The organism is Streptomyces sp. CMB-StM0423 (genome assembly GCF_002847285.1).
Classification (GTDB): Bacteria; Actinomycetota; Actinomycetes; order Streptomycetales; family Streptomycetaceae; genus Streptomyces.
In genome coordinates this window covers 2,717,445-2,743,259 of sequence record NZ_CP025407.1, presented here as the reverse complement: position 1 = coordinate 2,743,259, position 25,815 = coordinate 2,717,445, and the positions used below count along the sequence as shown (strand labels likewise).

Annotated in this window: 23 protein-coding genes; 14 read left to right on the top strand and 9 right to left on the bottom strand. The window is 71.8% G+C overall.

The genetic code is table 11. The features are described from left to right. Positions 1–118 precede the first annotated feature (118 nt). From CXR04_RS11610 to CXR04_RS11585, 6 genes are all read left to right on the top strand, one after another. Positions 119–1,759 carry a peptide ABC transporter substrate-binding protein gene (locus CXR04_RS11610; protein ID WP_101421765.1) on the top strand — a complete coding sequence of 547 codons (1,641 nt, stop codon included), beginning with the start codon at positions 119–121 and terminating at the stop codon, positions 1,757–1,759. A gap of 67 nt (positions 1,760–1,826) precedes the next feature. Next, positions 1,827–2,750, top strand: coding sequence for an ABC transporter permease (locus tag CXR04_RS11605; protein WP_101421764.1), 924 nt, complete (start codon positions 1,827–1,829; stop codon positions 2,748–2,750). Next, positions 2,743–3,705, top strand: a complete 963-nt coding sequence (locus tag CXR04_RS11600) for an ABC transporter permease (RefSeq protein WP_101421763.1) — start codon at positions 2,743–2,745, stop codon at positions 3,703–3,705. Before CXR04_RS11605 ends, CXR04_RS11600 begins: the two co-directional genes overlap by 8 nt. Before the next feature lie 7 nt (positions 3,706–3,712). Beyond that, positions 3,713–4,720 carry an ABC transporter ATP-binding protein gene (locus CXR04_RS11595; protein ID WP_101426319.1) on the top strand — a complete coding sequence of 336 codons (1,008 nt, stop codon included), beginning with the start codon at positions 3,713–3,715 and terminating at the stop codon, positions 4,718–4,720. Beyond that, positions 4,707–5,804, top strand: a complete 1,098-nt coding sequence (locus tag CXR04_RS11590; RefSeq protein ID WP_101421762.1) for an ABC transporter ATP-binding protein — start codon at positions 4,707–4,709, stop codon at positions 5,802–5,804. The genes CXR04_RS11595 and CXR04_RS11590 overlap by 14 nt, the downstream gene beginning before the upstream one ends. Positions 5,805–5,930: 126 nt before the next feature. Next, positions 5,931–6,839 carry an LPXTG cell wall anchor domain-containing protein gene (locus CXR04_RS11585; protein WP_159072304.1) on the top strand — a complete coding sequence of 303 codons (909 nt, stop codon included), beginning with the start codon at positions 5,931–5,933 and terminating at the stop codon, positions 6,837–6,839. 79 nt (positions 6,840–6,918) lie between these two features. Here the strand turns inward: CXR04_RS11585 and CXR04_RS11580 are convergent, their stop codons facing one another. From CXR04_RS11580 to CXR04_RS11560, 5 genes are all read right to left on the bottom strand, one after another. Next, positions 6,919–9,120 (bottom strand): hypothetical protein, encoded by a 2,202-nt coding sequence (locus CXR04_RS11580; protein ID WP_234380180.1) that lies wholly within the window; start codon positions 9,118–9,120, stop codon positions 6,919–6,921. 161 nt (positions 9,121–9,281) lie between these two features. Then, complete coding sequence (locus CXR04_RS35750) at positions 9,282–9,611, bottom strand: DUF6113 family protein (protein WP_234380179.1); 330 nt, start codon at positions 9,609–9,611, stop codon at positions 9,282–9,284. Between the two features lie 334 nt (positions 9,612–9,945). Beyond that, on the bottom strand, positions 9,946–10,842 hold the full coding sequence (mshB, locus tag CXR04_RS11570; RefSeq protein ID WP_101421760.1) for an N-acetyl-1-D-myo-inositol-2-amino-2-deoxy-alpha-D-glucopyranoside deacetylase: 897 nt from the start codon (positions 10,840–10,842) through the stop codon (positions 9,946–9,948). Between the two features lie 38 nt (positions 10,843–10,880). Next, the gene (locus CXR04_RS11565) at positions 10,881–11,075 is read right to left on the bottom strand and encodes a hypothetical protein (protein ID WP_101421759.1); all 195 of its coding nucleotides are present in this window, start codon (positions 11,073–11,075) and stop codon (positions 10,881–10,883) included. 197 nt (positions 11,076–11,272) lie between these two features. After that, complete coding sequence (locus CXR04_RS11560) at positions 11,273–12,241, bottom strand: hypothetical protein (RefSeq protein WP_101421758.1); 969 nt, start codon at positions 12,239–12,241, stop codon at positions 11,273–11,275. Positions 12,242–12,728: 487 nt separating this feature from the next. Here CXR04_RS11560 and CXR04_RS11555 point away from each other — a divergent pair, with 487 nt between their 5' ends. From CXR04_RS11555 to CXR04_RS11535, 5 genes are all read left to right on the top strand, one after another. Further along, positions 12,729–13,781, top strand: coding sequence for an ABC transporter permease (locus CXR04_RS11555; protein WP_234380178.1), 1,053 nt, complete (start codon positions 12,729–12,731; stop codon positions 13,779–13,781). Between the two features lie 125 nt (positions 13,782–13,906). Beyond that, entirely contained in the window at positions 13,907–15,670 is a 1,764-nt protein-coding gene (locus CXR04_RS11550; protein WP_101421756.1) for an ABC transporter substrate-binding protein, read from the top strand. A gap of 99 nt (positions 15,671–15,769) precedes the next feature. Next, positions 15,770–16,747 (top strand): ABC transporter permease, encoded by a 978-nt coding sequence (locus CXR04_RS11545; protein WP_101421755.1) that lies wholly within the window; start codon positions 15,770–15,772, stop codon positions 16,745–16,747. 10 nt (positions 16,748–16,757) lie between these two features. Then, positions 16,758–17,819: an ABC transporter ATP-binding protein gene (locus tag CXR04_RS11540; RefSeq protein WP_101421754.1), complete on the top strand. Its 1,062-nt coding sequence runs from the start codon at positions 16,758–16,760 to the stop codon at positions 17,817–17,819. 14 nt (positions 17,820–17,833) lie between these two features. Next, positions 17,834–18,970 (top strand): ABC transporter ATP-binding protein, encoded by a 1,137-nt coding sequence (locus CXR04_RS11535; RefSeq protein WP_101421753.1) that lies wholly within the window; start codon positions 17,834–17,836, stop codon positions 18,968–18,970. 75 nt (positions 18,971–19,045) lie between these two features. Here CXR04_RS11535 and CXR04_RS11530 read toward each other — a convergent pair whose 3' ends face one another. Both CXR04_RS11530 and CXR04_RS11525 read right to left on the bottom strand, forming a co-directional pair. Further along, positions 19,046–19,915 (bottom strand): transglutaminase-like domain-containing protein, encoded by an 870-nt coding sequence (locus tag CXR04_RS11530; protein WP_101421752.1) that lies wholly within the window; start codon positions 19,913–19,915, stop codon positions 19,046–19,048. Positions 19,916–20,037: 122 nt separating this feature from the next. Continuing rightward, positions 20,038–21,051: a GNAT family N-acetyltransferase gene (locus CXR04_RS11525; RefSeq protein ID WP_101421751.1), complete on the bottom strand. Its 1,014-nt coding sequence runs from the start codon at positions 21,049–21,051 to the stop codon at positions 20,038–20,040. A gap of 111 nt (positions 21,052–21,162) precedes the next feature. Here CXR04_RS11525 and fdxA point away from each other — a divergent pair, with 111 nt between their 5' ends. After that, a complete protein-coding gene (gene fdxA, locus CXR04_RS11520; RefSeq protein WP_027754067.1) occupies positions 21,163–21,489 on the top strand; it encodes a ferredoxin in 327 nt (108 codons plus the stop codon). A 100-nt stretch (positions 21,490–21,589) separates the two neighbouring features. Continuing rightward, complete coding sequence (gene dapC / locus CXR04_RS11515) at positions 21,590–22,696, top strand: succinyldiaminopimelate transaminase (RefSeq protein ID WP_101421750.1); 1,107 nt, start codon at positions 21,590–21,592, stop codon at positions 22,694–22,696. Positions 22,697–22,835: 139 nt separating this feature from the next. Here dapC and CXR04_RS11510 read toward each other — a convergent pair whose 3' ends face one another. Together CXR04_RS11510 and CXR04_RS11505 are read right to left on the bottom strand one after the other, a co-directional pair. Then, positions 22,836–23,204, bottom strand: a complete 369-nt coding sequence (locus CXR04_RS11510) for a hypothetical protein (protein WP_101421749.1) — start codon at positions 23,202–23,204, stop codon at positions 22,836–22,838. Positions 23,205–23,489: 285 nt separating this feature from the next. Beyond that, positions 23,490–24,440: a heavy metal transporter gene (locus CXR04_RS11505; protein WP_101421748.1), complete on the bottom strand. Its 951-nt coding sequence runs from the start codon at positions 24,438–24,440 to the stop codon at positions 23,490–23,492. Between the two features lie 139 nt (positions 24,441–24,579). Between CXR04_RS11505 and dapE the strand changes: the two genes are divergently transcribed. Continuing rightward, positions 24,580–25,653, top strand: a complete 1,074-nt coding sequence (dapE, locus tag CXR04_RS11500; protein ID WP_101421747.1) for a succinyl-diaminopimelate desuccinylase — start codon at positions 24,580–24,582, stop codon at positions 25,651–25,653. Positions 25,654–25,815: the final 162 nt, after the last annotated feature.

Below are 25,815 nucleotides of genomic sequence, written 5' to 3'. Positions count from 1 at the left end.
GCGCGCGCTCCATCCGGGGGGTTGTGCTCCCCCGATGGCGTGCCCCCGGAAGCGCGGGCGCCCCTTATGGGGTCTTATGTCACTTAAGTGATACTAGGGACCCCTGGGAGGCACCCTCATGCGCCGAGCCACCCGCGCCTCATGGACCGCCTGCGTCGTGTGCGCCGCACTCGCCGCGACCGGCTGCGGCAGTGACAGCGGTGACGGCAGTTCGTCAGGCGGCGGCGGAGGCACCTTCACCGCGCAGTGGGGCGACCCGCAGAACCCGCTGGAGCCGGCCAACACCAACGAGGTCCAGGGCGGCAAGGTCCTCAAGCTGATCACCCGCGGGCTCGTCATCTACGACCCGAAGACCGCCGAGCCGAAGAACATGCTCGCCCAGTCCATCAAGAGCGACGACCAGAAGAACTGGACCGTCAAGCTCAAGAAGGGCTTCCGGTTCAGCAACGGCGAGCCGGTCACGGCCGATTCCTTCGTGGACGCCTGGAACTACGCGGCCAACATCAAGAACCGCCAGGTCAACGCCACCTTCTTCCGGTACATCGACGGCTACGACAAGGTCCACCCGACCGCGGAGGGCTCCGAGCCGAGCGCCCAGAAGCTCTCCGGCCTGAAGGTCGTCAACGACCGGACGTTCACCGTCAAGCTGTCGCAGGAGTTCTCCATCTGGCCGGAGACCCTCGGCTACCCGGCCTTCGCGCCGCTGCCGAAGGCGTTCTTCGACAACCACGACGCATGGCTCGACAAGCCCATCGGCAACGGCCCGTACAAGATCGAGTCGTTCTCCAGGGGCACGTCGATGAAACTCGTCAAGGACGGCAAGTACAAGGGCGACGACGCGGCCAAGAACGACGGCGTCGAGCTGAAGGTCTACACCGACCAGAACACGGCCTTCACCGACCTCCAGGCCGGCAACCTCGACATCTCCGACGAGCTGCCCGCCGGCCAGCTCGCCAACGCCAGGAACGACCTCGGCGACCGCTTCATCAACCAGAAGGCCGGCATCATCCAGACCCTCGCCTTCCCGCTCTACGACGACGCCTGGGGCGGCGCCGACAACGTCGACCTGCGCCGCGGGATCTCCAAGGCGATCGACCGCGACCAGATCACCAAGCAGATCTACGACAACACCCGCATCCCCGCCAAGGACTGGACCTCCCCGGTCATCGGCGCGAAGGGCGGCTTCGACGACACGATCTGCGGCGACCTGTGCACGTTCGACCCCAAGCAGGCCAAGAAGCTCATCGACGGCGCCGGCGGCCTCCCCGGCGGGAAGGTGACGATCTCCTCCAACGTCGACACCGGCTCCCACCGGGAGTGGATGGACGCGGTCTGCAACAGCATCAACAAGGCGCTCGGCAAGGAGAACGCCTGCGTCGTCAACCCCATCGGCACCTTCGCGGACTTCCGCACCCAGGTCGTGGACCGCAGCTTCAAGGGCCCGTTCCGTGCGGGCTGGCAGATGGACTACCCGCTGATCGAGAACTTCCTGTCGCCGACGTACGTCACCGGCGCCTCCTCCAACGACGGCGAGTACAGCAACAAGAAGTTCGACCGCCTCATCAACCAGGCCAACGCCGCCGAGAGCACCGCCGCGGCCGTCAAGAAGTACAAGGAGGCGGAGCGGCTGCTCGCCAAGGACGTGCCGTCGATCCCGCTCTGGTACCAGAACGGCATCGCCGGCCACTCCGACCGCGTCACCGACGTCACCCTCGACCCCTTCAGCGTCCCGAACTACCCGGACGTCAAGGTCAAGTAGTGCACGCGCGGCGGTCCGCCGCGGCCGGCGCGGGAGGGGCGGACACGCCAGGAGAGGAGGGGCGCCCATGGGCCGCTACGTGATCCGGCGGCTGCTGCAGATGATCCCCGTGTTCATCGGCACCACGTTCCTCATCTTCTTCATGGTCTACGCGCTCGGCGACCCGGTCGCCGCCATGTTCGGCGACCGGGCGCCCGACCCCGCGACCGCGGCGCAGATCCGCCGGGACCTCCACCTCGACAAGCCGCTCTGGCAGCAATACCTGCTCTACATGGGCAACATCTTCTCCGGCGACTTCGGCCAGGCGTTCAACGGCCAGCCGGTGCTGGACCTGATGCGCCGCGCCTGGCCGATCACCGTCCGGCTCGCCCTGCTCGCCGTCCTCTTCGAGATGCTCATCGGCGTCACCCTCGGCGTGATCTCCGGGCTGCGGCGCGGCCGGGCGGTGGACACCGGGGTGCTCTTCGCCACCCTGGTCGTGATCTCCATCCCGACGTTCGTCACCGGCTACGTGCTGCAGTACCTGCTCGGCGTCAAGTGGGGCTGGGTCAAGCCCGCCGTCTCCTCCGGGGCGCCGTGGAACGAACTGGTGCTGCCCGCGGTGGTGCTGGCGCTGGTCTCGCTCGCGTACACCACGCGGCTGACCCGTACCTCCGTGGCCGAGAACGCCCGCGCCGACTACGTCCGCACCGCCGTCGCCAAGGGCCTCCCGCGCCGCCGCATCACGGTCCGCCACCTGCTGCGCAACTCCCTGATCCCGGTGGTGACCTTCCTCGGCATCGACATCGGCAACCTCATGGGCGGCGCGATCGTCACCGAGCGGATCTTCAACATCCAGGGCGTCGGCTTCCAGCTCTGGCAGGGCGTCCTGCGCCAGAACGCGCCCACGGTGGTCGGCTTCGTCACCGTCCTCGTCATCGTCTACCTGCTGGCGAACCTGGTGGTGGACGTGCTCTACGCGGTCCTCGACCCCCGGATCCGCTATGCCTGAGCGCTACGAGGAGAAGCAGCGGGCGGACATCGGGACCCAGGAGGCGGAGTCGCTGCCCGGCAGCGACGTCCTCCAGGCCGAGGCCGGCGGCGCCCCCGGGACGGACCAGCCGGCCCACAGCCTGTGGTCCGACGCCTGGCAGGACCTGCGCCGCAACCCCGTCTTCGTCGTCGCCGGGCTGCTGATCCTCTTCCTGATCTTCGTCTCCCTGTGGCCCAGCGTGGTCGCCACCGGCAGCCCGTACGACTGCGACATCGCCAAGCGCAACCTCGGCGCCGAGTCCGGCCACCCCTTCGGCTTCGACAGCCAGGGCTGCGACGTCTACAACCGCACCGTCTACGGCGCCCGCGCCTCACTGACCGTCTGCACCCTGGCCACCCTCGGCGCCGCCGTCCTCGGCACCGTACTCGGCGGCCTCGCCGGCTACTTCGGCGGCTGGGGCGACGCGGTCCTCTCCCGGATCACCGAGGTGTTCTTCGGCATCCCGATCCTGCTCGGCGGCCTGGTCTTCCTCTCCGTCATCAAGAGCGGGTCCGTCTGGCCGGTGATCGGGCTGATCGTGCTGCTGGGCTGGCCGCAGGTGGCGCGGATCGCGCGCGGCTCGGTGATCACGGCCAAGCAGAACGACTACGTCCAGGCCGCCCGCACCCTCGGCGCCTCCACCCGGCGCATCATGATGCGGCACGTGCTGCCCAACGCCGTCGCGCCGATCATCGTCGTCGCCACCATCGCCCTCGGCACGTACGTGGCGCTGGAGGCGACCCTGTCGTTCCTCGGCGTCGGCCTGAAGCCGCCGACCATCTCCTGGGGCAGCGAGATCTCCACCGCATCCACCCAGATCCGCAACGCGCCGCACGCCCTGCTGTGGCCCGCCGGGGCGCTGAGCCTGACGGTGCTGGCGTTCATCATGCTCGGCGACGCGGTGCGCGACGCGCTCGACCCGAAGCTCAGGTGAGGTGTACGTGACCGCGCTGCTCGACGTCCGCGACCTGCTAGTGGAGTTCCGCACCCGGGAGGGGGTGGCGAAGGCCGTCAACGGCGTCTCGTACAGCGTGGCTCCGGGCGAGACGCTGGCGGTGCTCGGCGAGTCCGGCTCGGGCAAGTCCGTGACCGCGCAGGCCGTGATGGGCATCCTCGACTCGCCGCCGGGGTTCGTCACCGGCGGGCAGGTGCTCTTCCAGGGCGAGGACCTGCTGAAGCTGGGCCGCGAGGCGCGCCGCAAGGTGCGCGGCGAGCGGATGGCGATGATCTTCCAGGACGCGCTGTCGTCGCTCAACCCCGTGCTCACCGTGGGCTATCAGCTCGGCGAGATGTTCCGCGTGCACCGCGGCGCGAGCAGGGCGGAGGCGAAGGCCCGGTCGATCGAGCTGATGGAGCGGGTACGGATCCCGGCCGCCCGGGAGCGCGTCAACGACTACCCGCACCAGTTCTCCGGCGGCATGCGGCAGCGCATCATGATCGCGATGGCGCTGGCGCTCGGTCCTGAACTCATCATCGCGGACGAGCCGACGACGGCGCTGGACGTGACCGTGCAGGCGCAGGTGATGGACCTGCTGGCGGAGTTGCGCGAGGAGACGGGGATGGGGCTGATCCTCATCACCCACGACCTGGGCGTGGTCGCGGACGTCGCCGACAAGATCGCGGTGATGTACGCGGGCCGGATCATGGAGACGGCGTCCGTCCACGACCTGTACAAGGCACCGGCGCACCCGTACACCCGCGGGCTGCTGGACTCCATCCCGCGTCTCGACCAGAAGGGCCAGGAGCTGAGCGCCATCCGCGGCACGCCCCCCAGCCTGCTGGCCATCCCGCCGGGCTGCCCCTTCAACCCCCGCTGCCCGCGCGCCCAGGACGTCTGCGTGACGGACCGCCCGCCGCTGTACGAGGTGACGGACGACGACGGCCGCCCGCTACCGGGCCGGGGGAGCGCGTGCCACTTCTGGAAGGACCAGCTTCATGACCAGCCCTGAGGTGGCCGAGGCGCCGGCGGAGGCGCCGGGCGAGGAGCCGATCCTCGAAGTGCGCGACCTGGTCAAGCACTTCCCGCTCACCCGGGGAATCGTCTTCCGCAAGCAGATCGGTGCCGTACAGGCCGTCGACGGCGTCTCGTTCGACCTGCGGCGCGGCGAAACCCTCGGCATCGTGGGGGAGTCCGGCTGCGGGAAGTCGACCATCGCCAAGATGCTGGTCAACCTGGAGCAGCCCACCGCCGGCCTGATCCGGTTCAAGGGCGAGGACATCACCCGGCTCTCCGGGCGCGCGCTGCGGGCCGTGCGGCGCAACATCCAGATGGTCTTCCAGGACCCGTACACCTCGCTCAACCCGCGGATGACCGTCGGCGACATCGTCGGCGAGCCGTACGACATCCACCCCGAGGTGGCGCCGAAGGGCAGCCGGCGGCAGCGGGTCCAGGAACTGCTGGACGTCGTCGGGCTCAACCCCGAGCACATCAACCGCTACCCGCACCAGTTCTCCGGCGGGCAGCGGCAGCGGATCGGGATCGCGCGCGGGCTCGCGCTGCGGCCGGAGATCATCGTCGCGGACGAACCGGTCTCGGCGCTGGACGTCTCCGTGCAGGCGCAGGTGGTGAACCTGCTGGAGCGGCTGCAGAACGAGTTCCACCTGTCGTACATCTTCATCGCGCACGACCTGTCCGTGGTTCGGCACATCTCGGACCGGGTCGGGGTGATGTACCTCGGCCGGATCGTGGAGTCCGGCACCGACGAGGCGATCTACGAGCACGCCACGCACCCGTACACGCAGGCGCTGCTCTCGGCGGTGCCCGTGCCGGACCCGGAGGCGCGGGAGAGCCGGGAGCGGATCCTGCTCAGCGGCGACGTGCCGTCGCCGGCGAACCCGCCGTCGGGGTGCCGGTTCCGTACGCGGTGCTGGAAGGCGCAGCCGGTGTGCGCGGAGAAGGACCCGGCGCTGGACGTGCCGCCGTGGTTCCGGGACGCGGAGGGGGCGGTGGCGCACCCGTCGGCGTGCCACTTCGCGGCGGAGTGGGAGGACGAGGAGGGGCCGGGACAGGCGGCCCCCGGCGTGGGCGGGTAGGCCGACGGGGCGATCTGCCGTCGGTAAGTAAGTCGGGTTAGTCGGTTTTATCACGTATCGGTGTCATCGTGGGCGTCGGCAGCCGATGCCCCGTCACCGAGTAGAGGGACACCCACCATGAAGCGTTTGTCACGCCGTCGCGCCCACGTGCTGAGCGGGGCGCTGCTCGCCGCAGCGCTGGGCGCGGGGCCCGCCCTCGCGGGCGTCCTCCCGCAGGCCCACGCGACCGAGGGCCCGGTGGCCGGGGCGCACGGGCCGGGGGGCGGGGCGGAGGCTCCGGACACCGCGGAGGACATCGAGGCCGGGTTCGCGGCGGCGGAGGCGGAGCTTGAGGCCGAGGCGCAGGAGGCAGGGGCGTGGGGTCCGGACGACGACTGCGAGGAGCCGGAGACCGGCGGCGGTTCTCCGGGCGGCGGGGGCGAAGAGTCCGGCCCGGGTACGGAGCCGGTCGAGCCGGGCCACGACGGGGGTGAGGTGCCCGGTGCCGAGGCTCCGGGGGCGGAGGTTCCGGACGCCGAGGGCCCGGCGCCGGAGGTCCCCCCGGCCGAACTCCCCGACGCCGAACTCCCCGACACCGAGGCCCCGGACACCGAGGTCCCGGACTGGGAAGCCCCGGATACCGAAGTTCCGGACACCGAAGCCCCGGGCCCTGAAGCCCCGGATACAGAAGCTCCCGACGTCGAAGCTCCCGCGGCCGAGCCCCCCGCTGCCGAACCGCCCGGCGCCCCCGACGCCGAAGCCCCCGGGCCCGAACTCCCCGGCGCCGAGCCCCCCGCGTCCGACGTACCCGCGCCTCCGGCGCCGGACGAGGAGCAGCCCGCGCCCGGCGGCGGGGCGGACGGGGAGGGCGACGGCTTCGAGCCGCCCGACAGCCACAACCCGCCCGCCGACTACGACGACGCGGGCGAGAAGCCCGACGAACTGCCCCACACCGGCGCCGACATCTGGCTGCCGCTCGCCTCCGGCATCGGCGGTCTCGCCGCCCTCGGCGCCGGTGCCGTCGTGGTGGCCCGCAAGCGGCGCGCCCACGCCTGAGACGTCGTCCGCCCGCGCGACGACGGGCCCCGCGGCAGCGCCGCGGGGCCCGTTCCCGTACGTCGTCCGCCCGCGGCGGTCACGCGATGTCGATGACGCCTACCCGCTTCTCCGGGTCGGTCTCGCGCAGCGGGCCCATCATGGCGCTCGCCACGTCGTTCGGCGTGATCTCCGTCGTGCTGCCGTCGCCGCGCTGGACCATGAGTCCGGCGAAGGTGCTGCCGTACAGCTCCTCCAGCTTCTCCAGGTCGAACTTCGGCGCCAGCTTGCCGTCCGGCGTCGCCTGCATCGTCAGGAACTCGGAGATCGAGCGCTCCGGGCTGAACTGGATGTAGGCGTCGCCCGCCTGCACCGTCACCATCCCGGACATCGCCGTCTCGGCGAAGCCGTTCATCGCCGTGTCGAACTCCGCCTGGCTGACGGCCGGTTCCTGCTGCGAGACCGGCAGCGTCACCGGCTTGTTCGCGCCGCCGGCCGCGCGCTCGTCGAACGCCTCCTCCACCGCGCTCATGGACTTCTCCACGTCCACGGCCTCGTGCGGCTCGCCCTTCACGGGCACGGCCTTGCCGTCGACGAAGCGGATCATGCCGTCCCGGCCGCCGCCGGCCTCGTCGGCGATCTCCTGCAACTGGGCCCGCAGCTTGTCGGTGTCGTCGACCATCGCCGGGTCCACCTCGCGGGAGCCGCCGAAGAGCGAGCCGATGACGGACACCGGGTTGTAGTCGCTGCCCATCGCCGAGCGGACGCTCTCCGCGGTGTCGATGCCGAGGCCGGCCGACTGCGGCGTCAGCTCCTGCTCCTGGTCGCCGACGCGGAGCACGATCGGCGCCTGCGTGCGCTTCTCGACGGCCGCGTCGAGCTTGGCCACCGCCTGGTCGCGGGAGCTGCCGCCGATGTCGACGCCGAGGACCGTCGTGCCCTTCGGCACGTCGTCGTTGTTGAGGACGAGCCCCGCGCCGTACGCGATGCAGAGCACGCCGAAGACGCCGGCGCCGGCCATCACGGCGAGCTTCTTGCGATCGCCGCGGGCCCGGCCCGACGGGCTGCCGGAGCGGGAGCGGGCGGCGGAGGCCGGGGCGGGCGGCGGCACCGGCGGCCCGTCGCTGCCCGGTGCCGGTACGGGCCCGGGGGGCGGCACGGCACCGGGAGGCGGCTGCCCGGCGGGGTTGAACCCCGGTACGGGCGCGGCCCCTTGCGGGTACTGCGAGCCGTCCGGTCCCGCCTGCGGGAGGCCGTGCGCCGGGGTGTGCCCGGGACCCGGGCCCTGCGGTCCCGCCTGCGGTACGCCGTGGGCCGGGGTGCGCCCGGGGCCCCGCGGCACGCCGTGCGCCGGGGTGGGGTCAGGGCCCGACGGCACCGCGGGGATGCCGCCGACGGCGGTGTCGCCCATGCCGCCGGTGGGGGCCTGCGGCGCGGCGGAGCCGCGCAGGGTGCGGCCGGCGGCCGGTCCCGCGGGCTTGAGCGGCATGCTGCCGGTGGCGGGGCCCGACGTCGGCCCCGAGGGCACGCCCCCGGGCGGGCCGCCCGGTGCGCCGAGGCCGCCGCGCGGGGTGCCGCCGGCCGGAGTGGGCCGTACGGGCAGGGCGTTGGCCGGGTCGTCCCCGGCGAAACCGTGGCCGCTCTCGCTCACCGGTACGTCCACCGTGCCGGTGTCACCGGGCGCCGGGTGCGGCTGCGGGACGCCGGCCGGCGGGGTGTCCAGCGGCGGGCCGGCCTCGCCGGGCGGCGCGAAGGCGGGGAACTGCATCCCGGCGCCGTCCGTCGTGCCCGTGGGACCCGAGGGCGGCGTCATCGGGGGCTGCGCGGTCATCGGGGGCTGCGCGGGCGGCGGTGCCGGCGCGGCCTCGGGTGCGCCCTGGGCGGGCGCCGGGTCCTTCGGCGCCTTGCGGGGGGCGAACCAGTCGCTCGTCCGCGGCTTGGCGCCGTCGGCGCCGTCCTGCCCGTTCGCCGCCGCGGCGGCCTCGGCCGGTCCTGGCGCCGGTGCGGGGATGCCGGCACCGGAGGTGCCGGGCTCCTCCGCCCCGGCTTCGAGGGGCTGGCGGACCACGACGGGCGGGATCGGCCGGGAGCCCGGGATATTGATCCGGATCCGGGTCGTCAGCGTCGTCTCGGTCGCGGGAACGCCCGCGCCGCCGTCCCGGCCCGGCCCCGTGCCCGGAGCGGGCGCGGGGGGCGTGGCGGTCGGCGAGTCCGGTCCCGCGTACGGCGGGGTGCCCGACGGATACGCGGCGTCGCCGCGTCCCTCGGGACCGGATGGCGGACTGTCATTCTCTCGGCTCACGGCAGGTCTCCCGTAGTGCTCCGCCGCCCGTCATGGCACCCGCGGGCAGCTCGGCGGCGCGCACCACCATACTTGTCCGCTCCGACACTGAGGCCCGACAACCGCATTCGGCCACCCGCGCGAAGGCGTACTTGACAGCAACCGATGCCCAACAGAGCACGTCACTCGGGGAGTCGGGACGGCGGTTCTGCAACTGCGAGGAGCTGCGGCAGGGTGGTGCAGATCACAGCGGTCAGCATCCCGCCGAAGAGGAAGAGCGACGGCCCGAGTCCGGAGGCGAAGGCGAAGTCGCCCTCGGGGCGGTTGAGGGAGATGACGAAGATCGCGATGAGCCAGCCACCGCCCGCGGTGAAGCCCGCGCCGCGGCCCCCGGTGGCCACCCCGGCGCCGTAGCAGAGCCCGCCGACGGCGGCGAGGGCGAGCAGCAGCCCGCCCGGTGACCAGGCCCCCTGGACGAGTGAACCGGCGAGCCCGCCGAGGGCGCCGAGCACCAGGGCGGCCAGATACGTGAATACGCGCCCGAGCGTGATCGGCCGCGCGAGGGCGCTGCCGGGCGGCGGGGCCGCGGGGCGGCGCGCGGGGAGCTCTTGGTGGTGGCGCCGGCCCGGCCGCGCTTCTCCGCGCCCCCGGCGCCCGCGCTGCCCGTGCTCCGGCCGCCCCTGCGCGCGCCCCTGTCGCCGGTGCTTTCGCTGCCCGCGCTTCCGCCGCGGCCCGTTGGCCCGTTGGCCGGGCCGCCGTCGCCCGCGCGTGCGCGGTTCGTGCCGCTGTTGCCCTGTTTTCCACCGCTCGCGGCCGACTTGGGGCGTACGGACCGCTTCTTGGCGCTCACGCCGCCACCTCCGCGAACAAGTCGGTCTCCACCGCGCCCGGATCGCGCCGCGCGGCCTCCGCGCCGCCGGCGAGCCGGAACTGCTCGGTGGTCAGGATCGGCTGGCCCAGCCCGTTGGAGAGCGCGAAGGCGCCGCCGGCCACGGTGATCTGCGTCTCGTGCGCCGCCATCGCCCGCGCCTTCGCCGCCGCGTACGCGCCCCCCGCCACGGCCGACGTGACCTCGCCGTCGTCCACCACGCCCGGCAGGTCCGCGACGGTCGCGGTGCCGGGGAAGTGGTGGCCGGCCGCGGCCAGTTCGGCGAGGCCCTTCTCCGCCGCGCTGCGCGCGATGCAGGTCCAGTAGATACGGGCCACCGCCCACGGCTCCGCGGTGTCCGCGCCGTACGACGCGGCCGCGGCCAGTTCCGCGGCGCGGGTGGCGACGCGGTGGGCCTGGACGTGGTCGGGGTGGCCGTAGCCGCCCCGCGGGTCGTACGTGACCAGCACCTGCGGCCGTACCCCGCGGATCACCGGCACCAGCAGCCCCGCCGCCTCGTCGACGCCGGCCGACCAGAATGTGCCGGGACGCCCGTTCTGGTCGAGGCCCTGCATGCCCGAGTCCCGGAACCGCCCGGGGCCGCCCAGGAAGCGGTGGTCGGTGACGCCCAACGCCCGCATGGCCGCGGCGAGTTCACCGGCCCGGTGGGGGCCGAGCGCGTCGTCACGCTCGGGTCCCAGACGGGCGAGGGCGGGCGGAATGACCTCGCCCTCCTCGCCCCGGGTGCACGTCACCAGGGTGACGAGGGCCCCCTCGGCGGCGTACCGCGCCATGGTGGCGCCGGTGGTGATCGTCTCGTCGTCCGGATGCGCGTGTACCAGCAACAGCCTGCGCCTCGGAAGCTCCCTGCTCATGGAGGAAGCCTAGACGAGCGTACGGAAGGTCCCCCCGGTCAGAAATCGATGCTCTCGATCATCCCTGCCACGTTCTGTGTCACATCGTCGATCGTCGGCGCCATGGAAGAGCTGGCGAGGTAGAAGCCCAGGAGGATGCACACGACAGCGTGCCCGCCCTTCAGGCCACTCTTCTTGATGAGCAAGTAGACGATGATCGCGAGCAGCAGCACTAGCGAGATCGACAGAGCCATTCGGCTCACCTCCCGGAACCTGCGGTCGGGTCATCTGACGGGCCACGTGATGCATGCCCGTCGCGCGCACGCATCATAACTATCGGTGCCCGTGCATCGTTCGGCGCACCGGCGCATGAAGGGGTCGCACGCGGGAGGCCGTCGCGAAGCGGTGGCCGGGAGGCCGGAGAGCGGTGGAGCGGCTGTTGCCGGGGCGGTCACCAGGGGGGCTGGGAGGAAGGTTCCTGCCAGCGGGAGAGGGGCTCCGCGACGGGGTCGCGCTCCCCGCGCCCCGCGAGCGCGAAGAGGATCACGAAGCCGGCGAGCAGCAGTCCGATTCCGGTGCTCGCCTGCAACTGGTGCTCCGTGCTGAGGGCGCCGAAGTTCTCGAAGACCTCGTCCTTCAGATACCGCGAGGTGTCGGCCGCGCCCCAGCCCAGCACGAAGGCGCCGGCCGTCATGCCCAGCGGGCGGGAGAGCGGGGCGCGCTTGGCGGCGGCCACGGCGGCGACGAAGCACACCGCGGCGGTCGCCCACTTCCCGTACGCGAGCGGGGGCTGGAGCAGCGCCCACGACGTGTACTCGCCGGTGAGCCGGTGGCCGTACGCGTCCCAGCCGCCGCGTGCCGCCTCGCGCAGCTCCCACGCCACGAACGCCACCGCGGCGACGGCGAGGAAGGCCATCCCGGTGGCGGCGGCCCCGCGGGCGGGACGGCGCGGCGGCTGCCCGTCGGGCAGCAGGTAGTCGGCGCCGGTGCCGTCCGCGGGCCGCCGGCCGGCGGCGACGGAGATCAGCAGCACCGCGCCGAGCGTGACGGCGACGCCGGCGGAGAGCAGCGCACGGTTGCGCAGGTCCTGGTCGACGCCCTGCATCCAGTCGGCAGTCAGCGTCCACAGCGCGGGGGCGCGCAGCGCGATCGTGGCCGCGCCGGCCGTGGCGAGTGCGCCCGCGGCGGACGTGGAGTGCAGGGCGGTGATCCCGGCGACGGCGTACACGCCGACGAGGACGGGGTCGTAGAGAGAGGTGCCCCAGGGGCTCTCGGGGGCGGCGTCGGGGGAGCCCGCCCAGGCCCACCACAGGTCGGGCAGGCTCGCCGCCACGTCGACGTCGCGGCCGATCCACAGGAGCGAGAGCAGAGCGAGGAGCGCGCAGCACACGGCACCGAAGACGCGTGCGCCGCGCCCCAATATGTGTCCTTGTTCCATCGCCGGAAGACCCCCGATACGCAACCGTGCGCCTTTTGGGCCCACACGGCACCCAGGTCTACACCTCTCGGCAGCCCCGGACAACACCTCCGGCAAGACCGGCCGGGCGGCGGCGGCCGGCGGCCCGGATCCCGGCCGGATCCGGCGCGCAGACCGGACCCGGCCGGGGGACGGCACCCGCACGGCCGTACGCTCCCCAGAGTGTCGCGTTCGTATATCGGTGATGCGACAGACGGGTTGCCGACGTGTTAACGACCTTCGATGCGATATGTCGGACATGTCGGTCACTAAGGCGGCTTGTCAAGCACGTACGGACCTCAATCTGCAAAACATACGCTCAAGAAGCGATTCCGCACCTCAGCTTCCCCCGTCACCCCCTTGACTAGGGGATGAATCGGTTGCGAAAGTCCCGTCAACCACCGCAGCGTGCACGGGCGCTGCGGCACACCCGGTTCGGGAGCAATCACCTATGGACAGTCCGGTCCCGGCCATGGCGGAGGCGCCCAAAGGCGCACCGTACGACCCCGCAGGACTCGAGCGGGGTTCGGCCGGCCCTGGTGGGCAGCAGACTGCCGAACACATCGGCAAATCGCCCGGTCAGCTCATGTGGCAGCGCTTCAAGCGCGACCGCGCGGGGGTCATATCCGCGTATGTCGTCGGCTTCTTCGTGCTGGTCGCGATCTTCGCACCGCTGATCGCGAAGGCGTACGGGAAGTCGCCGTACACGCTGTACAACTCGGCCACAGGCAAGCCCGAGCTGTTCGACGCTCTCGGCTACCCGATCAAGCCCAACGGCGGCATCAGCGGGGAGTTCTGGTTCGGCCTCGAACCCATCCTCGGCCGCGACGTCTTCACGCTGCTGATCTACAGCATCCGCACCTCGCTGGCCATCGCCGTCGCGGTGACGATCCTGACCGTCGGCATCGGCGTCCTGCTGGGCGTGGCCGCCGGCTTTACCGGCGGTCGTACCGACACGCTGATCGGCCGGTTCACCGACCTGATGCTGGCCTTCCCGAGTCAGTTGTTCTTCGTGGCGTTCATGCCCGTCATCACCGCGATGTTCGTCGCTCCCGAGGACGCGACGCCGACCTGGCTGCGGATCACGGTCCTCATCGGGGTGCTCGCGGCGCTGAACTGGATGCGCATGGCGCGCATCGTGCGCGGTGTCGCGCTGTCGATGCGCGAGCGCGAGTTCGTCGAGGCCGCCAAGGTGAGCGGGGCGTCGAACTGGCGAATCATCCGCAAGGAGATGCTGCCGAACCTCGTCACCCCCATCCTCGTGCAGGGAACCTTCGAGCTGCCGCTCGTCGTGACGAACGCCGCGGGACTCTCGTTCCTCGGCGTCGGCCTGGTGAACCCGACCCCCGACTGGGGGCTGATGTTCGCGCGGGCCGCGGACGTGTCCGAAACCGTTCCCACGTTCATGTTCTTCCCCGGCGTCGCCATCGTGATCTTCGTGGTCGCCTTCAACCTGCTGGGGGACTCCGTCCGCGACGCGTTCGATCCGAAGGCCGCGCGCTGACGTTCGTACCGCCGCCAGGGTGCGACCGCCGTGGCACGGGTGTGAACACGCACACAGCAAGACAAGACCGACAGACAGGGTGGTAGACAGTGACTCTCAGGGGTGTACGCAGATCGCACGCCATTGTGGCGGCGCTCGCAGCCGGGGCCCTGGCCCTGAGCGGCTGCAGCAGCGGCTCGGAGAACACCGACTCGCAGCAGGACGACAAGAAGAAGGCGGCGGAGCAGCAGGCGCAGATCCCGTTCGGTGACGCCAAGGCGTCCACCGGGCCGGCTGCCGAGGTGAAGGGCGCCCAGGAGGGCGGCACGATCCCCGTCATGCAGCGCGACAGCTACGCGCACCTCGACCCGGGACAGATATACGTCTCGGACGAGGGCGCCCTGGCGCGGCTGATCCACCGTGGGCTGACCGGCTACAAGGCCGACTTCAACGGCAAGCAGACCCTCGTCGGCGACCTCGCCACGGACAGCGGCAAGCCCTCCGACGGCGGCCGCACCTGGACGTTCACGCTCAAGGACAACATCAAGTGGGCCGACGGCACGGACATCACGTCCACCGACGTCCGGCACACCTTCGAGCGCCAGTTCGCCGAGTTCATCAACGACGGCCCGGTCTTCATCCAGCAGTGGCTGGCCAACGTGCCGGGCACCGAGTACCGCGAGCTGCTGCCCGACGGTCCGTACAAGGGTGACCACCTCCCGGACTCCATCCTGGAGACGCCGGACGACAAGACCATCGTCTTCAAGTTCAAGGACCCGAAGCCGGACCTCCCGTACGCCCTGGCGATGCCGGGCTACTCGATGGTCTCCGAGGCGAAGGACACCCAGGAGAAGTACGACAAGGACCCGATGACGGCGGGCCCGTACAAGATCGAGTCCTTCAAGACCGGCAAGTCGATGACGCTGGTCAAGAACGAGAACTGGGACCCGGCGACCGACTCGACGCGGAACGCCTACCCGGACAAGTACGAGATCACGTTCAACATCCAGTTCGAGACCTCGGCCGAGCGGCTGATGGCCGACAAGGGTGTGAACAAGAACTCGATCAGCTTCACCAACAACGTGGACGCCGCCACGCTGCCGAAGCTGAACAAGGACGCCGAGGCCCAGAAGCGCTCGGTCAACGGCTACCAGCCGTACGTCGCCCAGATGGCCATCAACATGGACCGGGTCAAGAACAAGAAGGTCCGCGAGGCCATCGCCTACGCCCTGCCGATCCAGCCCTACCAGCAGGCGTTCGGCGGCCCGCAGGGCATGGAGCTGGCCGGCGGTCTGATCAGCCCGACCGTCTCCGGCTACGAGGAGGGCTTCGACCCCTTCGGCAAGCTGAAGAAGCCGCTGGGTGACCCGGCCGCAGCCAAGAAGATCCTGGAAGAGGCCGGCGAGACCGGTTACAAGCTCACCTGGGGCTACATCAACACCCCCGAGGGCCAGAACTACTCGCCCACGATGGAGAAGACCCTTGAGGAAGCGGGCTTCGACGTCCAGCGCAAGGAGATCGCGGCCGAGACGTACTACGACCAGATCGGTCTCGTCGAGAACGAGTTCGACATGTACGTGAGCGCGTGGGGCGCCGACTGGCCGTCCGCCAGCACCGTGGTTCCGCCGCTGTACGACGGCCGGCAGATCCAGGACGGCTCGTCGAACTACTCGCACACCAACGACGAGCACATCAACACCGAGATCGACCGGATTCAGAAGATCTCGGACCCGGCCGAGGCGGCCCAGGAGTGGAACAAGCTCTCCCAGTACGTGGTGGAGGACCTGATCTCCAACATCCCCATGACGTACTACAAGCAGATCCAGCTCTACGGTTCGAACATCGGCGGCGTGCAGTACGACGACGTCATCGGTGACATCGACCTGCGCAAGATCTACCTCAAGCAGTAGGCACCACCTCCGGTACGCGGGGCCCGCCCGATCGGCGGGCCCCGCGCACCACCCTTCAACCCACGTCGCCGCTTTGTCCTTCGAAAGCAGCCCACAGTCATGCTTCGTTTCCTGATTCGCCGGACAATCGGCGCATTGATCATCCTGCTGATCCTCAGCGCGGTCTGTTTCTTCCTGTTCTTCGCGATCCCGCGTGACCCCGCCCGCATCTCCTGCGGCGAGAAGTGCACTCCGGAGAACCTGGAGCTGATCCGCAGGGCCCTCGGCCTCGACGACCCCGTTCCCGTGCAGTACTGGAACTTCCTCTCCGGCATCTTCGCCGGCCGTTCCTTCCCGACGGGTGAATGCCCGGCGCCCTGCCTGGGCCGCTCGTTCGTGCACGACGAGAACGTCCTCACGCTTATCCAGGACCGCTTCCCCACGACGCTGTCGCTCACCATCGGCGCGGCCATCGTCTTCCTCTTCTTCGGCGTCGGGGCCGGCATGATCGCCGCCTGGCGGCGCGGCACGGTGCTCGACAAGTTCGTCAGCGGCAGCTCGCTGATCATCGGCTCGCTGCAGATCTACTTCATCGGCCCGCTCGTCCTGTGGGCGCTGGTGTACAGCACCGGACTCTTCGGCGACCCGGCGTACAACGCCTTCACCGACAATCCATGGAAATGGGCGGTCGGACTGATCCTGCCCTGGGCGGTGCTCTCCACGATCTTCGCGTCGAACTACACCCGTATGGTGCGGTCCACGATGATCGAGCAATTGCAGGAAGAACACGTCAGAACGGCCAAGGCCAAGGGCATGTCCAGCGGTACGGTCTTCTTCCGCTACGCCTGGCGCGGTGCCCTGATCCCGGTCGTCACGATCTTCGGCATCGACCTCGGCTCGCTGCTGGGCGGCGCGATCATCACCGAGTTCACCTTCTCGCTGCCGGGTCTGGGCCAGCTCTCCATCGATTCCGTGTTCAAGGCGGACCTGCCGGTGCTCATGGGCATCCTGCTGTTCTCGTCCACCATGATCATCCTCATGAACGTCATCGTCGATGCGGCATACGCCTTCATCGACCCGCGCATTCGTCTGTCCTAGGAGAAGAGCAGTGACCACCCTGACCAAGGAATCGGAAGGTTCCGCGCCGTCCGCGGGCGGTGCCTTCCTCTCGGTGCAGGACCTGCGCGTGCAGTTCACCACCGAGGACGGCGTCGTCAAGGCCGTCGACGGTCTCTCCTTCGACGTCGAGCGCGGCAAGACTCTGGGCATCGTCGGCGAGTCCGGCTCCGGCAAGTCGGTCACCAACCTGACCGTGCTGGGCCTGCACAACCAGATGTTCACCAACGTCGAGGGCTCCATCAGCCTCGACGGCGACGAGCTGATCGGCGCGCCCGAGCGCAAGCTGGAGAAGCTGCGCGGCAACAAGATGGCGATGATCTTCCAGGATCCGCTGACCGCGCTCTCGCCCTTCTACACGGTCGGCCGGCAGATCGCCGAGCCGTACCGCAAGCACATGGGCGTCTCCAAGCGCCAGGCGCACGCGCGGGCCGTGGAGATGCTGGACAAGGTCGGCATCCCCAACGCCAAGCTGCGCGCGGACGACTACCCGCACCAGTTCTCCGGCGGCATGCGGCAGCGGGCCATGATCGCGATGGCGCTCGTCTGCAACCCGGACCTGCTGATCGCCGACGAGCCGACCACCGCGCTCGACGTGACCGTGCAGGCGCAGATCCTCGACCTGATCAGGGACCTCCAGGACGAGTTCGGCTCCGCGATCGTCTTCATCACCCACGACCTCGGCGTCATCGCGAACGTCGCGGACGACATCCTGGTGATGTACGCGGGGCGCGCCGTGGAGCGGGGCACCACCCGCGAGGTGCTGCGCAAGCCGCAGCACCCGTACACCTGGGGCCTGCTGAGCAGCATGCCGCGGCTGTCCTCGGACGTGAACACCCCGCTCACGCCGATCAAGGGCTCGCCGCCCAGCCTGCTGAGCCCGCCGCCGGGCTGCCCGTTCCACCCGCGGTGCGGGTTCGCCGGCGAGGTGGGCGGCACGGCCTGCAGTACGGACCGGCCGGCGCTGCCCGACGGCCGCGGGGCCGCCTGCCATCTGAGCGCCGGGCAGAAGCAGGACATCTTCATCGAGCAGATCAAGCCCCGGCTGGGCTAGGGAGACTGACCACCATGAGCAAAGAACTCACCCTCCCCGGCCCCCGGGACGACACCCCGACCACGGCCGGCGAGGAACTGCTCACCGCGGAGGGGCTCACGAAGCACTTCCCGATCATGGGCGGCTTCCCGATCAAGCGACGGGTCGGCGCGGTGCAGGCGGTCGACGGCATCGACCTGGAGGTACGCGCGGCCGAGAGCCTCGGCCTGGTCGGCGAGTCCGGCTGCGGCAAGTCGACGACCGGGCGGCTGCTCACGCGGCTGCTGGAGCCGACCGGCGGCAAGATCACGTACCGCGGCCAGGACATCACGTACGCCAAGCGCAGGCAGTTGGCGCCGATCAGGTCCGAGATCCAGATGATCTTCCAGGACCCGTACTCGTCGCTGAACCCGCGGCAGACCGTCGGCACCATCATCAGCAGCCCGATGGAGGTCAACGGGATCGCCCCGCCCGGCGGGCGGGAGAAGCGGGTCCGCGAGCTGCTGGAGACCGTCGGCCTCAACCCCGAGCACTACAACCGCTTCCCGCACGAGTTCTCGGGCGGCCAGCGGCAGCGCATCGGGGTCGCGCGGGCGCTGGCGCTGAAGCCGAAGCTGATCGTGGCGGACGAGCCGGTCTCCGCGCTGGACGTGTCGATCCAGGCGCAGGTCGTCAACCTGCTGCAGGAGCTGCAGCGGGAGATGGGCATCGCGTTCCTCTTCATCGCGCACGACCTGGCGGTCGTGCGGCACTTCTCGCAGCGCGTCGCGGTCATGTACCTGGGGAAGATCGTCGAGGTCGGTCCCCGGGACGACATCTACGCCCGGCCGCGGCACCCGTACACCCACGCCCTGCTCTCGGCCGTTCCGGAGGCGACCCTCTCGGAGGACGAGGAGGACACGCCGCGGGAGCGCATCCGGCTGGCGGGCGACGTGCCGTCGCCGATCAACCCGCCGTCGGGGTGCCGGTTCCGTACCCGGTGCTGGAAGGCGCAGGACGTGTGCGCGGAGAAGGAGCCGCCGCTGGTGCAGATCGGCGGCAACAACGCGGGGCACCTGACCGCGTGCCACTTCCCCGAGGAGCCGACGGTGGAGCGGGATGAAGAGGTCATCCTGGACAAGGCGCTGGCCGCGCTGGAGGAAGGTTCGAGCGCGGCTCCGGTGAAGGAGTAGCGCGCAGCCCGTCCGTTACGGAGGCCGGTGCCCGGGGCACCGGCCTCCGTGCGTGTACGGGCGTGGCGCCGCGGGTCAGTTGAGGCGGGCGCGGGCGGCGCGGGCCTGGCGGCGCAGGTTGTCGGCGGCCTGGGGTTCCATGGCCGCGATCACCGAGGCGTACTCCTCCAGCTCGGCCGCCCCGGTGACGAAGTCGCCGCGGGCGATGAGGAGCTGGGCCCGCTCGTGGCGCAGCCGGGCGGGGTGGCTGGGGAGCAGCAGGGCCAGCTCGACGGCGGCGAGCTGCACGTCGGACTGCTCGGGGCGGCGGGCGGCCCAGGCGCGGATGTTGTTGAGGATGCGCAGCACGATGGCGAGCGGATCGGCGGGTACGAGCATCGCGGGCGACAGCGGCTCGCCGCCGGTGGCCTCGGAGACGAGCAGCTCGGCGTCGGCGGGGGAGAGGAGCCGGCCGCCGTCGAAGGGATCGGCGAGGACGGGGGCGCCCGCGGCGGCGCGGCCGGTGAGGGGCTGCCCCGCCGGGGTCGGCCCGAAGCCGACGACGAAGTGCCCGGGGAGGGCCACTCCGTACACCGGGGCGCCGGCGCGGCGGGCGACCTCCATCCAGATGACGGAGAGCATGATCGGCAGCCCGCGGCGGCGGCGCAGGACCTCGTGCAGTTGGGACGACTCCAGCCGCCGGTAGTCGCCGGGCGTCCCGTGGAACCCGTACCGCTCCCCGAGCAGCTCCGCGGCGGCCCGCGCCCACGCGCGGGGCCCGCCGGGTGCGTACGGCAACTGCCCGGCCAGCTCGTCCAGCTCGATCTGCACGGCGTCGATGCCGCGCTCGTCGAGCCCGGGATCGGTCTCGGCCCCGACGAGCAGACAGAGCAGCGCGAGATCGGGCCGCGGCACGCGAGCCTCCTCCGCGAACCGGGCCCGGTGATCGACTCCGGACGTACTCATGCCCCCATTGTGCGACGCAACAGGGAGTACGTCCCGCGCAAACGTGCGACAGGTGTGAAGGGAGGTAGGCGGTGGGAAGCCCTCGCGGGCCGGGCGGCGGGTGTCGCCCGGCCCGCTGTCCGCTACGGCGTGGGGTGGTGGCGGTAGTGGTAGGTGTGGTGGGTGGTGAAGCCCAGGGCGTGGTAGAGGGACAGGGCTGCGGGGTTGTCCGGTTCCACCTGGAGGTACGCCGCCGAGGCGCCCTCCTCCAGGGCGCGGGTGGCGAGGGCCGCCATCACCGCCGTGGCCAGGCCCCGGCGGCGGTGGGCCGGGGCGACCTCGACCGCCGCGAAGCCCGCCCAGCGGCCGTCGACCACGCAGCGGCCGATCGCCGCCGGGGTACCGGACGGATCCGCGCCGGACGGATCCTGGACCGTCGCGAACCACACCGACGGGCCGCCCTCCAGCACCGTACGGGCCGCGGGCGTCAGCTCCGCCGCCCGGTTGTACAGCGAGAACCACCCCGCCGACGTCGTACGGGACAGCGAAACCCGCCCCGCGTCCTCCCGGTCCGCCACCGGCGCCAGCTCGCCGATCTGCATCAGCGCCGCCCGCCGCACCGTCCACCCCCGCGCGTCCAGCTCCGCCGCCAGCGGCTCCGCCGTGTCCGCCGCGCCCGTCGCGACCTGCACCAGCGCCGGCAGCCCCCGCTCCCCGTACCACCGCGTCACCCGCGCCAGCGCCGCGTCCAGCGGCAGCCCGGGGTCGCCCAGCGGCAGCACCGAGTTGGCCCGGCTCGTGAAGCCGGCCGAGGCCCGCAGCGTCCAGTCGCCCAGCCGTTCGCTCTCCACCGGCGGCCAGCCCCGCGCCGCCACCCGGGTCAGCTCCGCCGCCGTCGCCGCCGGGCCGCGCCGCCGCGCCGGCGCGGCCGGTACGACCTTCGCCGCCACCACGGCGGTCTCCGGGATCCGGACGACCTGGCCGTTCCGCCTGGTGAGACGCAGTTCGCCGGCGTCCCAGGAGGTGAGCACACCGACCGCGTCAGTGAACCGCGCGTCCCCCTCGCAGGCATCTGTCAGTCGCCGTACCGAAACGCGTTTTCCCACGTCAGCGCGGGTGATACGGATTTCGAGCCGAGCCCCAGTGGTGAATTCCACAGCTCTCCACGCCCCTCTTGTTCGCTCCGTGCCCGGGAACGGAGATACTAGGTGCGGGCATCGACACGCCGCGCTCCCGCGCCGCCAGCCTGATCGAGGAGGAACGACAGCGTGACCTACGTCATCGCAGAGCCTTGTGTGGACCTCAAGGACAAGGCCTGCATTGAGGAGTGCCCCGTCGACTGCATCTACGAGGGCCAGAGGTTCTTGTACATCCACCCGGACGAGTGCGTCGACTGCGGTGCGTGCGAGCCGGTCTGCCCCGTGGAGGCGATCTTCTACGAGGACGACACTCCGGAGGAGTGGAAGGACTACTACAAGGTGAACGTCGAGTTCTTCGACGACCTCGGTTCGCCCGGTGGCGCCTCGAAGCTCGGCCTCATCGAGCGGGACCACCCGATCGTCGCGGCCCTCCCGCCGCAGGAGCACGACGAGTAAGCACGAGCAGGACCCAGAACCACGGCGATACGCATTGCCCCCGCCCCGTCGGCCCCGGGCTGATCGGCGGGGGCTGTTGCGTCGATTGAGGACAGTGAGAGTGCGACCCGTCACCGCCCGGCTGCCCGTCTTCCCCTGGGACCGGCTGGAGCCGTACAAGACCGCCGCCGCCGCCCATCCCGGCGGCATCGTCGACCTGTCCGTCGGCACCCCCGTCGACCCCGTTCCCGAGGTGGTCAGGGCCGCGCTCGCGGACGCCGCCGACAGCCCCGGCTACCCGCTCGCCTGGGGCACTCCGGCGCTGCGCGAGGCCATCGCCGGCTGGTTCGGCCGGCGGCTCGGGGCGGAGGTCGGGCCGGACGCGGTGCTGCCGGCGATCGGCACCAAGGAGCTGGTCGGCTGGCTGCCGACGCTGCTGGGGCTGGAGCCGGGCGACCAGGTCGCGTATCCGCGGCTCGCCTATCCGACGTACGAGATCGGGGCGCTGACGGCGCGGGCCGAGCCCGTGACGTACGCCGATCCGGTCACGGACCTCGACCCGGCGCGGGTGAAGCTGCTCTGGCTCAACACCCCGTCGAACCCCACCGGGCGCACCATGGACGCGGCCGAGCTGCGCCGCGCGGTGGGGTGGGCGCGGGCGCACGGGGTGCTGGTCGCCTCCGACGAGTGCTATCTGGAGCTTGGCTGGGAGACCGAGCCGGTGTCCGTGCTGCACCCGTCGGTCAGTGAGGGCTCGTACGAGGGACTGCTCGCCGTCCACTCGCTGTCGAAGCGCTCCAACCTGGCCGGCTATCGCGCCGGGTTCGCCGGCGGCGACGCGGCGCTGGTGCGCGAGCTGGTCGCGGTGCGCAAGCACACGGGGATGATGGTGCCGAAGCCGGTGCAGCAGGCGATGATCGCTGCGCTGGGCGACGCGCGGCACGTGGCCGAGCAGCGCGAGCGCTATGCCCGCCGGCGGGCCGCGCTTCGCGAGGCGCTGACGGGAGCGGGCTTCCGGATCGAGCACAGCGAGGCGTCGCTGTATCTGTGGGCGACGCGGGACGAGCCGTGCTGGGACACCGTCGCCGAGCTGGCGAAGCTGGGGATCGCGGTGGCGCCAGGCGAGTTCTACGGGGCCGCCGGCGAGCGGTTCGTACGGGTCGCGTTCACGGCCACCGACGAGCGGGTGGCCGCCGCCGTGGAGCGGCTGGCGGCGCTGCGGGGCTGAGGGCGCCGTCGGCGCCGCCGCCGTCCCGGGTGACCCCGGGAGCGCCGACGGCACGACCCGCCGCGGCGCTGACGGGCCGCCGGAACCGCGGAGGACGGCTCCGCGGGTACCGGCGGCCTCGTGGGTCAGCCGGGCAGGCTCAGAGGCCCAGGCCCGACGTGGGCAGCTCCGGGGTCAGGTTCCCGGCGGCGTCGCCGACGGCGCCCTGGCCCTGCTCGACGGTCTTGCCGGTGGTGTCCTGGACCGCGCCGAGGGCCTTTTCGGTGGTCGGGCCGGCGCTCTCGCCGAGCTGGTTCGCGGTCTCGGTACCGGTGGTGAGCACCTGGCCGCCGGTCTGGGAGGCGGTCGCGGGCAGCGCGCTGGTGTCCAGCGCGCTGACCGGGGTCAGGCCGTTCGTGCTGGGCAGCTCGACGGCGCTTGCGGCACCCGCGGCGCCGACGACCGGGGCGGCACCCGCAGCGACGACGAGTGCGACCCGGGCGAGGTGGCGCTTCAGGGGGTGGGACATGGTGCTCCTTTTGCGGAGGGCTACTGATGGGCATGTCCGCCGTGCGGACGCTGTGACTACCGCGTGAGGAGCCGGAAGGTTGCGGTCGCCCTACGTAAAGAGTTGGTAATGCGTCGCATAATCTGCTTCGCCAGAAAACTGGGCAAAGCGGGTCGGTGCGAGCACCGTTCGACGGGTCGGGGACCCGTCCCCACCGGGCATTTGTCGGATCGTGGAAAAGAACGCGGAATGGCGTCGCGCCGTCAGCCTGCGTTGACCGGCTTCCCCCGTACGGGTCTGCGGGTGCTACGGCTCGGTGACGATACGGACCGACGCCGCGCCCGCCTCCGCGTTCGCGCCCTCGACCTCGCGCCAGCCCGCAGACGACTCCTCGGCCCGCCACTCGCGGCCCGCGAAGGACACCTGCGCGACCCGCAGCCGCGGCGCCTGCGCCACCGCCCAGTGCGCCAGCTCCCAGCCGCGGCCCGCCGCGTCCGCGCCGCCGCCCGCGCCGTCCCCGGCGACCGGCAGCACCAGCACCTCCCCGGCGCCGGCCCCGTTCGCGCCCCCGGACCCCTCGCCCGAGCCGCCCGCGCCGGACGCGTCCGGCTCCGGCAGCACGCCGGCGCCGAACTCCCGCTTCAGCGCCTCGCGCAACAGCGCGGGGTCGCCGGAGCGGGTGTCGCCCTTCGCCGTCGTACAGGTGAAGGCGCCGCCGTCGCGGCCCGTCAGCGCGGCGGCGAGCCGGGCGGCGGCCGGCTCGTGCTTCGCGTACGCCTGCGGGAAGCCGCTGCGCTGCACGCGCTGCGCGGCCTCGGTGAGCGGCAGCCGGGAGTAGCCGGGGATCTCCGCCAGGTGCTCGTAGAACTTGCCGGTGGAGTACACCGGATCGAGGATCTCCTCCTCCGTGCCCCAGCCCTGGGACGGGCGCTGCTGGAAGAGCCCGAGCGAATCGCGGTCGCCGTGCTCGATGTTGCGCAGCTCCGACTCCTGCATGGCGGTGGCGATCGCGATGGTCACCGCGCGCTCCGGCAGCCGCCGGGAGGACGCCACGGCGCTTATCGTCGCGGCGTTGGCGGCCTGCTCAGGATCCAGCTCGTACGCCTCGCCCTCGCCCTTGCCGCGCACCTCGCAGCGCGGCGCGGGGCCGCCGCCGGTGTTGAGGTGGACCAGCAGGTACGCGCCCACGCCGCCGAGCACCGCGAGCGCGACGAACGCGCGGAGGAGGCGGCGGCGGAAGACGTCGGAGGCTGGCACGGGCCCACCGTAGCGTTCGCGGCGGACAACCGCGGCCGCCGGGAGCGCGGCGGGGGGTGGTCCCCGGTGGACGTACGCGGCGCGTACGGCGTGCGTACGGCGCGAGGGGCCCGGCGCACCGGGCCGTAGGGTCGTCGGCATGGACTTGACGCTCGATGCCGCACGGCTCACCGCCCAGCTCGTCGACACCGCCTCCGTCAGCGGCGACGAGAAGCACCTCGCCGACGCGGTCGAGACCGCGCTGCGTCGACTCGGCCATCTGGAGGTCGGCCGCGACGGCGACGCCGTCGTCGCCAGGACCCGGCTGGGCCGCGCCGAGCGCGTCGTGCTCGCCGGGCACATCGACACCGTGCCCGTCGCCGGCAACCTGCCCTCGCGCCTCGACGGCACGTACGAGGACGGCGTCCTGTGGGGCTGCGGCACCTCCGACATGAAGGCCGGCGTCGCCGTCCAACTGCGCATCGCCGCCACCGTGCCCGCGCCCAACCGCGACCTCACCTTCGTCTTCTACGACAACGAGGAGGTCGACGCCTCCCGCAACGGCCTGCGCCGCCTCGCCGAGCGCCACCCCGACTGGCTCGCGGGCGACTTCGCCGTGCTGCTGGAGCCGTCCGACGGCGAGATCGAGGGCGGCTGCCAGGGGACCCTGCGCGCCGTCCTCCGTACGGAGGGCGAACGCGCCCACTCCGCGCGGAGCTGGCTCGGCACCAACGCCATCCACGCCGCTGCCCCCGCGCTGGCCCGGCTCGCGGCGTACGAGTCGCGGCGCGCCGTCATCGACGGCCTGGAGTACCGCGAGGGCCTCAACGCCGTCCGCGTCTCCGGCGGCGTCGCGGGCAACGTCGTGCCGGACGTCTGCGAGGTCACCGTCAACTTCCGCTACGCCCCGGACCGCTCGGAGGAGCAGGCGATCGCCTTCGTACGGGAGTACTTCGACGGCTGCGGCATCGCGGAGATCACCGTCGAGGACAGCTCCCCCGGCGCCCTGCCGGGCCTGGCCCACCCCGCCGCCGCCGCGTTCACCGCCGCGGTCGGCGGCACCCCGCGGCCGAAGTACGGCTGGACGGACGTCGCCCGCTTCACGGCCCTCGGCGTCCCCGCGGTGAACTACGGCCCCGGCGACCCGAACTACGCGCACAAGCGCGACGAGCACGTGCACACGGCCCGTATCCACCACTGCGAGGAGCGGCTGCGCGCCTGGCTCACCGCCTGAGCGCGGGCCGTGTCACCGGCTGTTCCGCCGTGGTTTCTGCCGGGGTTCACATGGCTTCGAGCGGCTTCGCCTAGCCTGGGGCCCGGAGATCGCCGTACGCGGAGAGCCGTACGGGGGAGACTCGTAGCCGGACACGAGTCAGCACGAGGAAGGGAGCGCGCC

Excerpts from the sequence above, each read along its gene's own strand:
- CXR04_RS11590 (WP_101421762.1), top strand. The coding sequence starts at position 4,707 with ATGACCAGCCCTGAGGTGGCCGAGGCGCCGGCGGAGGCGCCGGGCGAG.
- mshB (WP_101421760.1), bottom strand. The coding sequence starts at position 10,842 with ATGAGCAGGGAGCTTCCGAGGCGCAGGCTGTTGCTGGTACACGCGCAT.
- CXR04_RS11605 (WP_101421764.1), top strand. The coding sequence starts at position 1,827 with ATGGGCCGCTACGTGATCCGGCGGCTGCTGCAGATGATCCCCGTGTTC.
- CXR04_RS11555 (WP_234380178.1), top strand. The coding sequence starts at position 12,729 with ATGGACAGTCCGGTCCCGGCCATGGCGGAGGCGCCCAAAGGCGCACCG.
- CXR04_RS11545 (WP_101421755.1), top strand. The coding sequence starts at position 15,770 with ATGCTTCGTTTCCTGATTCGCCGGACAATCGGCGCATTGATCATCCTG.
- CXR04_RS11530 (WP_101421752.1), bottom strand. The coding sequence starts at position 19,915 with ATGAGTACGTCCGGAGTCGATCACCGGGCCCGGTTCGCGGAGGAGGCT.
- CXR04_RS11510 (WP_101421749.1), bottom strand. The coding sequence starts at position 23,204 with ATGTCCCACCCCCTGAAGCGCCACCTCGCCCGGGTCGCACTCGTCGTC.
- CXR04_RS11565 (WP_101421759.1), bottom strand. The coding sequence starts at position 11,075 with ATGGCTCTGTCGATCTCGCTAGTGCTGCTGCTCGCGATCATCGTCTAC.
- dapE (WP_101421747.1), top strand. The coding sequence starts at position 24,580 with ATGGACTTGACGCTCGATGCCGCACGGCTCACCGCCCAGCTCGTCGAC.
- CXR04_RS11610 (WP_101421765.1), top strand. The coding sequence starts at position 119 with ATGCGCCGAGCCACCCGCGCCTCATGGACCGCCTGCGTCGTGTGCGCC.
- CXR04_RS11600 (WP_101421763.1), top strand. The coding sequence starts at position 2,743 with ATGCCTGAGCGCTACGAGGAGAAGCAGCGGGCGGACATCGGGACCCAG.
- CXR04_RS11535 (WP_101421753.1), top strand. The coding sequence starts at position 17,834 with ATGAGCAAAGAACTCACCCTCCCCGGCCCCCGGGACGACACCCCGACC.